Origin of the sequence: Arthrobacter sp. NPDC058192, from assembly GCF_042883665.1 — a bacterium.
Lineage (GTDB): Bacteria > Actinomycetota > Actinomycetes > Actinomycetales > Micrococcaceae > Arthrobacter.
The window spans coordinates 1-13542 of sequence record NZ_JBHVVJ010000019.1 but is presented as its reverse complement, the minus strand read 5'-3'; the positions used below and the strand labels follow the sequence as shown (position 1 = coordinate 13542).

Annotated in this window: 10 protein-coding genes; all 10 read left to right on the top strand. The window is 66.7% G+C overall.

Annotated features, from left to right (window positions below):
• The first annotated feature begins 1 nt into the window (after window position 1).
• The 10 genes from ACFVVK_RS17665 (at window position 2) to uidB (ending at window position 13434) form a co-directional block, all read left to right on the top strand.
• Window positions 2-943, top strand: coding sequence for an ABC transporter permease (locus tag ACFVVK_RS17665; protein WP_390269833.1), 942 nt, complete (start codon window positions 2-4; stop codon window positions 941-943).
• Window positions 940-2799 (top strand): dipeptide/oligopeptide/nickel ABC transporter permease/ATP-binding protein, encoded by a 1860-nt coding sequence (locus ACFVVK_RS17660; protein WP_390269830.1) that lies wholly within the window; start codon window positions 940-942, stop codon window positions 2797-2799. The genes ACFVVK_RS17665 and ACFVVK_RS17660 overlap by 4 nt, the downstream gene beginning before the upstream one ends.
• Complete coding sequence (locus tag ACFVVK_RS17655; RefSeq protein WP_390269827.1) at window positions 2796-3671, top strand: ATP-binding cassette domain-containing protein; 876 nt, start codon at window positions 2796-2798, stop codon at window positions 3669-3671. Before ACFVVK_RS17660 ends, ACFVVK_RS17655 begins: the two co-directional genes overlap by 4 nt.
• Window positions 3672-3752: 81 nt before the next feature.
• Window positions 3753-4622, top strand: a complete 870-nt coding sequence (locus ACFVVK_RS17650; protein ID WP_390269824.1) for a sugar phosphate isomerase/epimerase family protein — start codon at window positions 3753-3755, stop codon at window positions 4620-4622.
• Between the two features lie 17 nt (window positions 4623-4639).
• Complete coding sequence (locus ACFVVK_RS17645) at window positions 4640-5806, top strand: Gfo/Idh/MocA family protein (RefSeq protein WP_390269821.1); 1167 nt, start codon at window positions 4640-4642, stop codon at window positions 5804-5806.
• 129 nt (window positions 5807-5935) lie between these two features.
• On the top strand, window positions 5936-7000 hold the full coding sequence (locus tag ACFVVK_RS17640; RefSeq protein WP_390269819.1) for a LacI family DNA-binding transcriptional regulator: 1065 nt from the start codon (window positions 5936-5938) through the stop codon (window positions 6998-7000).
• A gap of 60 nt (window positions 7001-7060) precedes the next feature.
• On the top strand, window positions 7061-8488 hold the full coding sequence (gene uxaC / locus ACFVVK_RS17635; protein ID WP_390269816.1) for a glucuronate isomerase: 1428 nt from the start codon (window positions 7061-7063) through the stop codon (window positions 8486-8488).
• Window positions 8485-9915 carry a mannitol dehydrogenase family protein gene (locus ACFVVK_RS17630; RefSeq protein WP_390269813.1) on the top strand — a complete coding sequence of 477 codons (1431 nt, stop codon included), beginning with the start codon at window positions 8485-8487 and terminating at the stop codon, window positions 9913-9915. The genes uxaC and ACFVVK_RS17630 overlap by 4 nt, the downstream gene beginning before the upstream one ends.
• Before the next feature lie 233 nt (window positions 9916-10148).
• Window positions 10149-11960, top strand: coding sequence for a beta-glucuronidase (uidA, locus tag ACFVVK_RS17625; protein ID WP_390269810.1), 1812 nt, complete (start codon window positions 10149-10151; stop codon window positions 11958-11960).
• Window positions 11961-12021: 61 nt separating this feature from the next.
• Complete coding sequence (gene uidB, locus ACFVVK_RS17620) at window positions 12022-13434, top strand: glucuronide transporter (protein WP_390269807.1); 1413 nt, start codon at window positions 12022-12024, stop codon at window positions 13432-13434.
• The last annotated feature ends 108 nt before the right edge of the window (window positions 13435-13542 follow it).

The following is a 13542-nucleotide window of genomic DNA, read 5'->3' as shown; positions in this document are numbered from 1 at the left end:
CGTGATCAGGTTCATTGCGAAACGGCTGGGCAGCGGGCTGGTGGTGCTGTTTGTAGTCTCGGCGCTGACCTTCTTCCTGCTGTATGTCTCCAGCGGAAGCATCGCCCGGAACATCCTGGGCGACCAGGCCACAGCCGAGCAGGTTGCCCTGAAGGAGCACGAACTGGGGCTGGACCAGCCGCTGCTAGTGCGGTACCTCACCTGGCTGGCTGATGCCCTGTCCGGAAACCTCGGGGCCTCCTGGTTCACCTCCGAGCCCGTGGCCAATTCCCTGGCCACGCGGATCCCGGTGACCATGACCATGGTTTTCGCCGCAATGTTCCTGATCGCCGTCTGCGCCGCACTGATCGGGGTCCTCGCCGCGGTCAAGCGCGGCTGGGTGGACAGGATGGTCCAGGTCGGCGCCATCATCGGCGACTCCATTCCGGGGTTCGTGATTGGCGTCGTCCTGGTCACCCTCCTGGCCATCCAGCTGGGTCTCTTCCCGGCCACCAGCACCATCTCCCCGGAAGCCGGACCGGAAGCCTGGGTGTATTCCATGTCGCTTCCGGTGATCGCACTACTGGTCAACGGCGTCACCGGCGGCGCGCAGCAGATCCGCAGCGCCGTCATCAAACAGCTCGAGCGGGACTACGTCCGCACCCTGCGCAGTCGCGGCATCGGTGAGCGCGAGATCCTCTTCAAGCACGTGCTGCGCAGCGCTGCCCCGGCCGGCCTGACGGTGCTGAGCCTGCAGCTGATCGGCATGCTGGGCGGCGTGGTGATCATCGAGCAGATCTTCGCCCTCCCCGGCATGGGCCCGCTGGCGGTCGCCGCCACCGGCCAGTCGGACCTCCCGGTGGTGATGGGCGTCGTGATGTACACGGTCGTCGTCGTCATTGTGGTGAACCTGCTGGTGGACATTCTCAATGGCTGGCTCAACCCGAAGGTACGTGTGTCATGAGCGATTCCGTAGAAACCGCGGCCGTAGCCGCCCCACTCCACACGGGACAAAGCGGCACCGTGGTCCGCTCCACCGTCATCCGGCGCCTGTTCCGGAACCCCCTGGGCATCGCCGCCGTGGCGATCCTCCTGACCATCTCGCTGCTGGCCATGTTGGCTCCGGTGCTGGCGCCCTTTGACCAGAACTACGCGAACATCGCCAAGACCTTGGCCGCGCCCGACTCCGTGAACATCCTGGGGACCGACAGCGCCGGTCGCGATGTCTGGAGCCGGCTGCTGTTCGGCGCACAGCTGACACTCCTGTCCGCGTTGCTCTGCGCCGGCGTGGCCATCCTTATCGGCCTGCCGGCCGGCCTGATCGCCGGCTACTATGCCGGCAAGTTCGAGGCAGCCTCCAACTGGGTGGTCAGCATCCTCATGAGTTTGCCCGGCCTGATTGTGCTGCTGACCATCCGGGCGGCCTTCGGCCCCTCGGTGTGGATTTCCATGATCGCCTTCGGCGTCCTCATCAGCCCGTCGTACTTCCGGCTCACCCGAACCGCCGTCCAGTCCGTGCGCAACGAACTGTACGTTGACGCCGCCCGGGTCTCCGGGCTGTCGGACCTGAGCATCATCGCCCGCCACATTTTCTCCGTGGTCCGGGCACCCATCATCATCCAGACCGCGGCGATCGCCGGCGTGGCCATCGCCATCCAGTCCGGCCTGGAGTTCCTCGGCCTGGGCGACCCCACCAAGGCAACCTGGGGCGTCATGCTTTCCGAGGGCTTCAAGAACGTCTACCTGAACCCCACCCTGCTCTTCTGGCCGGCGCTTGCGATGGCCCTGACCATCGGTGGCCTTGTCCTGCTGGGCAACGCCATCCGCGACGCGCTTGAGGACGGCGAAAAGATCAAACACCGCAAGCAGCGGACTCCGCTTACAGGTTCTCCGGCGGCACGCACGACGGCGGCGCCCGGCGCCGCGCGCCCGTCCCGGAAGGCCGTGGCCGCCGTTGTCCCCGGAACCGAGCACCACCTGGTCAAGGTGACCAATCTCGGCGTCGGCTATCCCCAGGCGGACGGTTCCATCAAGAAGGTTGTGGACGACGTCTCCTTCCACGTGGACCGCGGCGAGATCTTGGGCATCGTGGGCGAATCCGGCTCGGGCAAGTCCCAGACCGCATTCTCCATCCTTGGGCTGCTGCCGGAGAACGCGCGCGTTGTGGGCGGCTCCATCCAGTTCGACGGCAACTACACCGTGGCCCCGGGCGAGGATCGGGTCAGCCAGGAGCGCCTGTCCAAACTGCGCGGCAGACGGATTTCCTACATTCCGCAGGAGCCCATGAGCAACCTGGATCCCGCCTTCACCATCGGCTACCAGCTGGTCACCCCCATGATGCGCGTCCTCGGAATTTCCAAGGCCGAGGCCACGAAACGGGCGCTGAAGCTGCTCACGGACGTCGGAATCGTCAGCCCGGACCGCACCTTCAACGCCTACCCGCATGAGGTCTCTGGCGGCATGGCCCAGCGGGTGCTGATCGCCGGAGCCATCAGCTGCGAGCCGGACCTGGTGATCGCCGACGAGCCCACCACGGCCTTGGATGTCACGGTGCAGGCCGACGTGCTGGACCTGCTCCGCGAGCTCCAACAGCGACTGAACATCGGCGTCATCCTGGTGACCCACAACTTCGGGGTGGTGGCCGACCTCTGTGACCGTGTGGCTGTCATGCAGAACGGCCGGCTCGTGGAGGAAGGACCCGTCCGCGACATCCTCCGCAATCCGCAGGAACCCTACACACAGACACTTTTGGCGTCGATGCTCGAAGGCAAGGAACCCATGTCCATGCTCGTTTCCCGGCCGAAGGAGCCAGTCGCATGAGCACCACCGAAAGCGCGCCGCTGCTCACTGTGGACCGGCTGGTGGTGGAGTACCCCAGCAAGAAGTTCCGGGCCAAGGCCTTCCGCGCCCTGACGGACATCAACATCACCATCGGCCGGGGCGAAACCCTCGGCCTGGTGGGGGAGTCCGGGTCAGGCAAGACCACCCTGGGCCGCGCCATCCTGGGGCTGGCACCGGTGACCGGCGGGAAGATCAGCTTCGACGGCAAGGACATCAGCCACGCCAGCCGCAAGGACCGGCGGCTCCTTAGCCGGGACCTGCAGGTGGTCTTCCAGGATCCGTACACCTCCCTGAACCCCGCACTGGAGATCGGCGACATCCTCGCCGAGCCACTGGGGGTGCAGGGCCTGGATGCCGCTGCGGCCAAAAAACGCGTGAAGGAACTGCTCGACCAGGTGGGGCTGCCTTCCGACGCCATCAACCGGCTGCCGCGCGAATTCAGCGGCGGGCAGCGCCAGCGCGTGGCGATCGCCCGGGCCCTGGCCCTCTCGCCCAAGCTGATCGTCTGCGACGAGCCCGTCAGCGCCCTGGACCTCTCCACCCAGGCCCGCGTCCTGGACCTGTTCCTGCAGATCCAGAAGGACACCGGCGTGTCTTACCTCTTCGTCTCGCACGACCTCGACGTCGTCCGGCACATCAGCCACCGCGTCGCCGTGATGTACCACGGCGAGATCGTCGAACAAGGACCGGCCGGCGCCGTCACCACCGACCCCGACCACCCCTACACCCAGCGGCTGCTGCTCGCCTCCCCGGTCCCTGACCCGGACCGGCAGGAACAGCGCCGCGCAGACCGGCACCGCCTGCTCGAAACGCAACGGATGCAGCACGAACAAGCGGGCGCCCTCGCCTGAGGACGCCGGCAACCGAACACAACGGCAACCGAACACAACGGCCGGATTCCCCTGGGGGTCCGGCGGCAACGGAGGAAAAGCGTGGCAACAACAGCAAAAATTGGCGTGCAGGCGATGATGCTGAAGGACAGCTTCGCCGAACTCGGGGCGTTCGAGACGCTCCGGAAGGTCAACGCGATCGGCTACAACGCCGTCGAAGTTTCCCAAATCCCCATGACAGCGGAGAACGTGGCGGAACTGGACCGGGCGCAGACCGAATTCGGCATGGACGTGGCCGCCCTCTCCGTCGCCATGGAAACCCCCAAGGGCGTGCCCGGCGATTCGCTGAAGGACCACCTCGAGAAGATCGTCGAAGATGCCCAGCGCCTGGACACGAAGCTCCTGCGGATCGGCATGCTGCCGTTCCCGGCCATGAAGTCGATCGACGCCGTAGTGGACTTTGCCAAACAGGCCAACGACTACGCGGAGCGCCTCGGCGGGCATGGGATCGGCCTGTACTACCACAACCACCACATCGAGTTCGCGAAGTTCGACGGCACCTACATGCTGGACATCATCGCCGAGAACTCCCCGGCCATGGGCCTGGAAATCGATGTCCACTGGGTGCAGCGCGGTGGCCTGGACCCGGTCCGGACGCTGCAGAAGTACGCCGGCCGCACGGCCATGGTGCACCTGAAGGACTACCGGATCGGCCAGATGCCGGAATCGTCCTTCGGCCTTCTGGAAACCGGGGATTTCAAGGGCTTCATGGCCGAGTTCAAGAACGTGGTCCAGTTCGCCGAGGTGGGCGAAGGCAACCTGGACTTCCCGTCCATCATCCCGGCCGCCCAGGCCGCCGGCGCGCGCTACCTGCTGGTTGAGCAGGACGAACTGTACGGGCGCACTGTCTGGGACGCCCTGCAGACCTCCTACGACAACCTCGTGGCCATGGGCCACTCGAACCTTTTCTAGACAGGGAGAATCACCACATGAGTAAGAAAGTACGCCTCGGCATCATCGGCCTGGGCCAGCAGGGCGGCATGTACGCGAAGTTCATCGCCGACGGCGCGGTCCCCAACATGGTGATTGGTGCCATCTGCGACGCCGACCCCGCCAAGAAGGAACTTGCCGCTTCGCAGTACCCGGACGCGCCGTTCTACGACGACTACATCGCCATGCTCGAAAGCGGCGACGTCGACGCCGTCGTGACGTGCGTGCCGCACTTCCTGCACCCCGAGATGGGCATCGCGACCCTCAAACGCAACATCCACGCCCTCGTGGAGAAGCCGGCCGGGGTGTATACCAAGCAGGTCAAGGAACTCAACGACTTTGCCGCGGCCAAGCCCGAGCTGTCCTTTGCCATCATGTTCAACCAGCGCAACAATCCGCTGTACCAGAAGCTGAAAGAAATCGTCGACAATGGCGAGATCGGCAGCATCCGCCGCACCAACTGGATCATCACCAACTGGTGGCGTCCGCAGGGTTACTACAACTCCAGCGAATGGCGCGCCACCTGGGGCGGCGAGGGCGGCGGCGTGCTGGTCAACCAGGCCCCGCACCAGCTGGACCTGTGGCAGTGGATCTGCGGCGTGCCGAAGTCCGTCTACTCCAAGGTTGCCTACGGCTTCCGCCGCGACATCGCGGTGGAGGACGAAGTCACTGCCGTCGTGGACTACGGCGACGGCGCCACGGGCGTCTTCGTCACCGCGACGCACGACCTCGTAGGGACAGACCGCTTCGAGATCCTGGGCGACCAGGGCAAGATCGTGGTGGAAAACAGCAAGACCGCCACCGTGACCCGCCTGAAGAAGCCCGAACGCGAACTCAGCGACGGCATGGGCATGGAGGACGTCCGGAAACTCTTCATGGGTCAGCTGAACTCCGAGGACTACTACAGCACCGAAGTCATCGAATTCGAGTCCGCCTGGGGCGCGCAGCACTCGGGCGTCCTGGAGAACTTTGCAGCCAACATCCTGGACGGCACACCGCTGCTGGCGCCGGGTTCGGACGGCATCAACGGCGTCCGGCTGGCCAACGCGATCCACCTGTCCAGCTGGACCGGCCGGGAAGTGGGCCTGGACTTCGACGAGGACGAGTTCCTCACCGAGCTGAACAAGCGGATCGCCGCGGAAGGCAAATTTCCCGAGCGCGCCTGACCCTGCCCGGGGCGGGCAACCCCCACCCCGGCAACCCCACCCAACTGGCTAGCAGCAGGGGCCGTTCTGGACGTCCAAAACGGCCCCTGCTGCGACCTGGTTGGGGTGTTTCCTCGTTAGGATGGGGCGGTGACTGAACCCAAGACCCCGGAAGCTGCCGCACCAACAGGTCCGGCCAAGAAGCACGCCCGGGACGGGAAATCCAGCCCCACGATCTACGACATCGCCAGGGCCGCCGGGGTCAATCCGTCTACAGTGTCGCGGGCCCTCAGCAAGCCGGGCCGGGTCAGCGCCAAGACGCAGAAGCTCATCGAGGATGCCGCGGCCGAGCTCAACTACCAGGTGAACCCGTTCGCGCGCGCACTGCCCACGGGCCGGACCAGCACGTTCGGCCTGATCGTCGCCGACATCACCAACCCCACGTTCTTCGACATCATCCGCGGTGCCGGGGCCACGGCCAGCGCCCGCGACTACACCCTGGTCCTCGCGGACTCTGCCGAGTCGGCCGTCACCGAGCTGACGACGGCCCGGCGGATGATGCCCACCGTGGACGGGCTCATCCTCGCCAGCCCGCGCATGGACGACGACGACATCCGCACGCTCGCCCGCGACAAGCCCGTGGTGGTCATCAACCGCGAGGTCGACGGCGTGCCGTGCGTCGTCCCGGACGTCAACAAGGGGATCGGTGAAGCCGTCCGCAGCCTGGCCGCGAACGGGCACCGGAAAGTGGCCTACGTTGCCGGGCCGTCGCAGTCCTGGATGTCCGCGCGGCGCTGGGACGGCGTCCGCTCCGCCTGCGAGTGGTCCCGAGTGGAGGCCGTCCGGCTCGAATCCGCCAAGCCAACGGTCGACGGCGGCCGGCAGGTGGCGCGCGAAGTCCTCTCCAGCGGCGCAACCGCGGTCCTGACGTACAACGACCTCCTGGCCATCGGCCTGATGCAGGAACTCCAGGCCGCCGGCGTGGAAGTCCCGGACCAGATCAGCATTGTGGGCTTTGACGACATCTTCGGCGCGGATTTCACCACTCCGCCCCTGACCACCGTGCGTTCCCCGCTGGGCGAATGCGGTTCGGGCGCGGCCGCGCTCCTCCTTGACCACCTGGCCGGTGCAGGCGGCGAAACCGCCGCGACACTGCGAGTGGAAACCGAACTCGTGCTGCGCGGCTCCAGCGGCCGGCTGATCGGCACCAAGTAAGGTTGTGGCAATTTTGGCAACCGGTTGACAAAGCGGTTGCCGCGGCAGGACCATTGAGCTATGTCACAGTCGCTTGCCGCCCACCCAGACCGGCTCCTGCCCGCGGACCCCGGAACGCGAAGGATCGCGCGGGACCTCCTGGGCCGGGTCCAGGACCTTCCGATCATCTCCCCGCACGGCCACGTCGACGCCGCCGTGCTCGAGCACAACACTCCCTTCCCTGATCCGGCAGCGTTGCTGGTCAGCCCGGACCATTACGTCACGCGCCTGATCCACGCCAGCGGCGTTCCGCTGGACCAGCTGCGCGCGCAGGCCGGCGCGCAGGCAGACCCGACTGCCGCTGCTCCGGACTCCCGGACTGTCTGGCGCGAGTTCTGCCAGGCGTGGCCGCTGTTCGAGGGCACAGCCTCGGGCTACTGGCTCCGCGACCAGTTCCGCAGCGTCTTCGGCCTCGATGAGGAGATCAGCGGCGCCACCGCCGATGCCTCCTACGGCGCCATCTCCGCCCGGCTCCAGGAACCGGATTTCCGCCCCCGCCAGCTTTTCAAGGACTTCAACATCGAGGTCCTGGCCACCACGGACGATCCCCTGGACGATCTCGCCAGCCACAAGGCCCTGGCCGGAGACGCCACTTTCCACGGCCGCGTCCTCCCGACTTTCCGGCCGGATGCCTACCTGAATCCGGCCAACCCTGCCTGGGGCGGAAACGTTGAGCGCCTCCTCGCGGCAGCGGGCGACGGCGGCAGCGGCTTTGCCGGCTACCTCACCGCACTGGAGAACCGGCGTCGTTACTTTGTGGAGCGTGGCGCCGTTTCGGCCGACCACGGCGTCCGCACCCCGCGGACCCTGAAGCTGGACGCTGCAGACGCGGAGCGGCTCTTCGACCGGGCCCGCTCCGGGAAAGCCACCGCCGCCGAACGCGAAGATTTCGAAGCCCACATGATGTACCAGATGGCGCGGATGTCCGTGGAGGACGGCCTGGTCATGACCATCCATCCAGGTTCCTTCCGCAACCACCACTCGGAGACCTTCAACCAGTACGGCGCGGACACCGGGCACGACATCCCCTTCGCAATCGACTACACGGAGGCGATCCGTCCGCTGCTGCAGGACTTCGGCACGGCCAAGGACTTCCACCTGGTGCTCTTCACCATGGACGAGACCGTCTATTCGCGCGAACTCGCCCCGCTGGCCGGCTTCTACCCGTCGGTCTACCTCGGCGCCCCGTGGTGGTTCCTGGACGCGCCGGACGCCATGCTGCGGTTCCGGTCTGCCGTGACCGAAACGGCAGGATTCTCCCGGTCCTCGGGGTTCATCGACGATACCCGTGCCTTCTGCTCCATTCCCGCCCGGCACGATGCCTCCCGCCGGATCGAGGCCTCTTTCCTGGCCCGCCTCGTGGCGGAACACCGGATCAGCGAGGACCGGGCCCACGACATCATCGTCGACCTCGTCGACGGCTCCCCCCGAAGGGTTTTCAAGCTATGACCACCACAAGGCACGCACGTCCCAGCGGACCGGCGGACGCGGGGACGGACCTGCCGCGTCTGAACCGCAGCCTCCGCCCCTCGGCCAAGGCACCGGTGCGGATTGTCCACCTGGGCCTTGGCGCCTTCCACCGGTCGCACCAGGCCTGGTACACCCACCGCGCCGGCGACGCCGCGGAATGGGGCATTGCCTCCTTCACCGGCCGGCGCCCGGACGCGGCACTGGCGCTGGCGGAGCAGGACGGACTGTTCACGCTCGTAGAGCGCGGCGACACGGCGGACTCCTTCGAGGTCATCGGCAGCATCGTCACCGCCGTGGACGGGGCTGACGTCGCCCGGCTTGCCGAACTGGTGTCCGCGCCCGCCACCGCGATCATCACGCTGACCATCACCGAGGCCGCCTACGGCCTGGGCGCCGACGGGCAGCTGGACCTCCGGGCTCCCGACGTCGAGGCGGACCTGGCGGTGCTGGCGCGGGGTGCCGGCAACCCGGCGACGCCGCTGGGCCGGCTGGTCTTTGCCCTCGCCCGCCGCCGCACCGCAGGGGCCGGGCCCCTGGCCGTGGTCTGCTGCGACAACCTCGCCAGCAACGGCACCGTCGCCCGCCGGGCCGTCACCGGCCTGGCCGCGGCCTGGGACGCCGGGCTCGCCGCCTGGATCGAGGCCAACGTCAGTTTCGTGAGCACATCGGTGGACCGGATCACACCCCGGACCACGGAGGCCGACGTCGCCGCCGTCGAGGCCGGCTGCGGCTACCGCGATTCGTCCCCCGTAGTGGCCGAACCCTTCAAGAACTGGGTCCTCAGCGGCGATTTCCCCGCCGGTCGCCCGCACTGGCAGGACGCCGGGGCCGTCTTCGTGGATGACATTGAACCCTATGAAAACCGCAAGCTCTGGCTCCTGAACGGCGCGCACTCGCTGCTGGCCTACGCCGGGCAGCTGCGCGGGCACACCACCGTGGCCGAAGCCCTGCAGGACCAGTCCTGCCGGCAGGCCGTGGAACGCTTCTGGGATGAGGCGGAAACCAACCTGCCCGGCGCGGACCTGCAGATTCCGGCCTACCGCGCCGCGCTGCTGGAGCGCTTTGGCAATGCCCGGATCGCGCACCACCTGGCCCAGATCGCCATGGACGGCAGCACCAAGCTGCGGATGCGCGCGGTGCCCGTGCTGCGGGCCGAGCGCGCCCAGGGCAGGTCTGGCGCGGCGGCGGCCCTCATGATCGCCGCCTGGATGGACTTCAGCGCTTCGGCGGCCAACTTCCATGACCCGCTTGCCGCGGAGGTGGCCGCGGCCAATGCCCTTGACGGCGCGGAGCGCACGCGTGGCCTGCTCACGCTGGTGTCCCCGGACCTCGCAGCGGACGGCGGCGTCGTGCAGCTGATTGAAGGCCTGTGCGGGACCTTCGGGGAGCCGGCTGTCTCCCCGTAGCGTCCTCGGCACATGCGGCACTGCCCGGGCCCCGGACCATAGGGGCCGGGCAGTGCTGTTTGTCAGGCATTGCTGTTTGTAAAACTTTCAAGGAATATTTGGCAACCGCTTGCCAATCGATTGCCACGTGACTAGCATTACAACAGGAGCAAAACCCGGCCGCATCCCGGACTCGAAAGCTTCCGCCCGAACTTCTCCACCCGCACCGCCCGCAAAGACGCGATAGGACTCCAATGCTCAAGCCGCAAGCCAGCGAAACCCGTGAACTGGTCAACCTCGACGGCCTGTACCGCTTTAAGGTGGACTTTGACCGCTCCGGCCACCGGGAGGAATGGTTCACGGCACCGTTGGACTCGTCCCTGGAAATGGGTGTTCCGGCCAGCTACAACGACGTCTTCCCGGACAAGGCCATCAGGGACCACGTGGGCTACGTCTGGTACCAGCGCGAGGTCCGTGTCCCGCGCGGCTGGGCCGGCGAGCGCATCCACGTCCGCCTCGACTCGGCAACGCACGAGGGCATGGTGTGGGTCGACGACACCCTGGTGGCCCAGCACGCGGGCGGCTACATGCCGTTCAGCGCGGACATCACCGAGCACGTGACGCCCGGGCAGGTCTTCCGCCTTACGATCTCCGTCAACAACGAGCTCACCCAGGCCACCATTCCGCCAGGTACCATCACCGTCACCGGGGACGGCCGGCGGCAGCAAAGCTACCTCCACGACTTCTACAACTACGCCGGCCTGCACCGGAGCGTCTGGCTCTTCAGCACCCCGGCAGTCACGGTCGATGACATCACCGTCGTCACCGGCTTCGAAGGAACCGCCGGCAGTGTCGATTACACGATCGCCACGGCGGGCGGCACCGGCAGCGAAACGGTCACCGTTTCCCTCCGGGATGCCGACGGCGTAGAGGTTGCCCGCGCCGACGGTGCCAGCGGCACCCTGGCGATCGCCGACGTCGTGCTGTGGCAGCCCGGTGCCGCCTACCTGTACAGCCTCACCGCTGAAATCCGCGACGGCGGCCGGCTGCTGGACAGCTACACGCTGCCCGTCGGTGTCCGCACGGTGGAAGTCCGCGGCAAGGAATTCCTCATCAACGGCGAGCCCTTCTACTTCACCGGCTTCGGCATGCACGAGGACCATGTGGCCATCGGCAAGGGCCACAGCGACGCCCAGATGGTCAACGACTTCCAGCTCCTGGACTGGGTGGGCGCCAACTCCTTCCGGACCTCGCACTACCCCTACGCCGAGGAAGTCATGGAGTTCGCCGACCGGCACGGGATCGTGGTGATCGACGAGACCGCCGCCGTCGGGCTGCACCTGGGCTTCGGCGCCGTGTTCGGCGGCATCGCCAAGAAGACGTATGAGGACGGGGGAGTGGACGCCAACACCGCGGCCAGCCACCGGCAAGCGATCACCGAACTCGTCGCCCGGGACAAGAACCACCCCTCCGTGGTGATCTGGTCGATCGCCAACGAACCCAACGGCTCGGAAGAGGGCGCCCGCGAATACTTCGCACCCCTCGCGGAGCTGACCCGCCAGCTGGACCCCACCCGGCCCGTCGGCTACGTCAACGTCATGTTCGACACCCCGGACAAGGAACTGCTCGGGGACCTGTTCGACGTGATCATGCTCAACCGCTACTACGGCTGGTACCTCAACAACGGCGACCTCGAAACGGCCGAGCAGACCCTCGAGAAGGAACTGCGCGAGTGGGAAGCCAAGTACGGCAAGCCCATGATCATGACCGAGTACGGGCCGGACACCATGCCCGGCTTCCACTCCATCTATGAACAGCCCTGGAGCGAGGAATACCAGGCCGCGTTCCTGGCCATGTACCACCGGGTCTTCGACCGCGTGGACGCGATGGTGGGCGAACAGGTCTGGAACTTTGCGGACTTCCAGACGTCCAACGGCATCATGCGCGTGGACGGCAACAAGAAGGGCGTCTTCACCCGGGACAGGCGGCCCAAACCCGCCGCCTATGCCCTGCGCCAACGGTGGACCGCACTGGCCGGCACCAAAAACATCACTTCCGGGGCGTAGGCCTTAACGCAGATTTTTTCGCCGGACCCAGGTCCGGCAACGGGTAAAGGAGCCCAATCACATGAAAAAGCTGAACAAGCTCAGCATCATCGGCTATGGCGCCGGCGATGCCGCAAACAACCTGGCTTTCACCACGGCCACCATGTTCCTGCTCGTCTACTACACGGACGTGGCCGGGATCTCGGCCGCGGCCGCCGGCACCCTGCTGCTGGTTGTGCGGGTCTTCGACGCCTTCGCCGACGTCTTCGCCGGCCGCGTGGTGGACCGGACCTTCAGCAAGCGGTTCGGCAAGTTCCGCCCGTTCATCATGTTCGGCTCCATCCCGCTGCTGCTGCTGAGCGTGGCTACCTTCTCCGTCCCGCAGCTCGGCGAATCCGGCACCCTGCTCTATGCCTACGTCACGTACGCAGCCCTGGGCCTGGCCTACAGCCTGGTCAACATCCCCTACGGCTCTCTGGCCGGCGCCATGACCCAGGACCCGGGCGAGCGCGCCAAACTCGGTTCCGCCCGGATGATCGGCGCGCTGCTGGTCGGCTCCGCCCTGGGCATCTTCGTGGCCCCGCTGATCAAGCCGGGTGCCAACCTGCAGGCGACGTTCACCACCATCACCCTGGTCTTTGTCGTCATCGGGGCGGCCCTGTACCTCTTCACCTTCCTGACCGCCAAGGAGCGCGTCCACCGCGCCGTCCCCAACGTCACGTTCAAGCAGAGCATGGACACCCTCAAGGGCAACCGGCCGCTGCTGATGCTGTGCCTGAGCTCCTTCTTCTTCCTGACCGGTTCCCTGGCCCTGAGCTCGGTCCAGCTGTACTACCTCCGCGACGTCCTGGGCCGGCTGGACCTGTACCCCGTGCTGTCCATCACCCAGCTCGTCCTCACCTTCGTGCTGGCCGGGTTCATGCCGAAGCTGGTCCGGAACATCGGCAAGAAACGCGTCTACATCGTCTCATCGCTGCTCACGGTGGTTGGCGGCGCCATTATCTTCTTCACCCCGGCGAGCCAGGTCTGGGTCGGTTTCAGCGGCCTGGTCATCAGCCTGGTGGGCGTCCTCGCGGTCAGCGTCGTGGTGTGGGCCCTGGAAGCCGACACCGTGGAGTACGGCGAATGGAAGACCGGCGTCCGCACCGAGGGCATCACCTACGCGCTCTTCTCCTTCACCCGCAAGACCGGGCAGGCAGTGGGCGGTGCGCTCGCCGCCTATGCCCTGGCCCTGGGCGGCTACAAGTCCGGCGCGGTCCAGACCCAGGAGGCTGTCTTCGGCATCCAGGTGGCCGCCGGCGCACTGCCCGCCGTCATGACCATCCTCGCCGTGCTCGTGATGGCCAAGTACACGCTCACCGACGCCATGCACGCCCGGATCCTCACTGAGATCCGCGCCCGCCGCCACAGCGAAACCGCAGGTACCAGAGACACCGCCGACGGCGAAGCTGCCGCGGTTTCCGAGGTACCCGCACCGCTGGCGCAGCGAAACTGACCCCCCAACTAACCCCCGAAACCTAAGAGAAGGACCTGTTGTGAAAATCATTGCCGCTGAAGTCTTCGTGACCAGCCCCTCGCGGAACTTCGTGACCCTGCGGATCAC

What these genes read in the sequence shown, in the direction of transcription:
- ACFVVK_RS17630 (WP_390269813.1), top strand. Translation starts at nt 8,485, where the DNA reads ATGACCACCACAAGGCACGCACGTCCCAGCGGACCGGCGGACGCGGGG.
- ACFVVK_RS17660 (WP_390269830.1), top strand. Translation starts at nt 940, where the DNA reads ATGAGCGATTCCGTAGAAACCGCGGCCGTAGCCGCCCCACTCCACACG.
- ACFVVK_RS17645 (WP_390269821.1), top strand. Translation starts at nt 4,640, where the DNA reads ATGAGTAAGAAAGTACGCCTCGGCATCATCGGCCTGGGCCAGCAGGGC.
- uidB (WP_390269807.1), top strand. Translation starts at nt 12,022, where the DNA reads ATGAAAAAGCTGAACAAGCTCAGCATCATCGGCTATGGCGCCGGCGAT.
- uidA (WP_390269810.1), top strand. Translation starts at nt 10,149, where the DNA reads ATGCTCAAGCCGCAAGCCAGCGAAACCCGTGAACTGGTCAACCTCGAC.
- ACFVVK_RS17655 (WP_390269827.1), top strand. Translation starts at nt 2,796, where the DNA reads ATGAGCACCACCGAAAGCGCGCCGCTGCTCACTGTGGACCGGCTGGTG.
- uxaC (WP_390269816.1), top strand. Translation starts at nt 7,061, where the DNA reads ATGTCACAGTCGCTTGCCGCCCACCCAGACCGGCTCCTGCCCGCGGAC.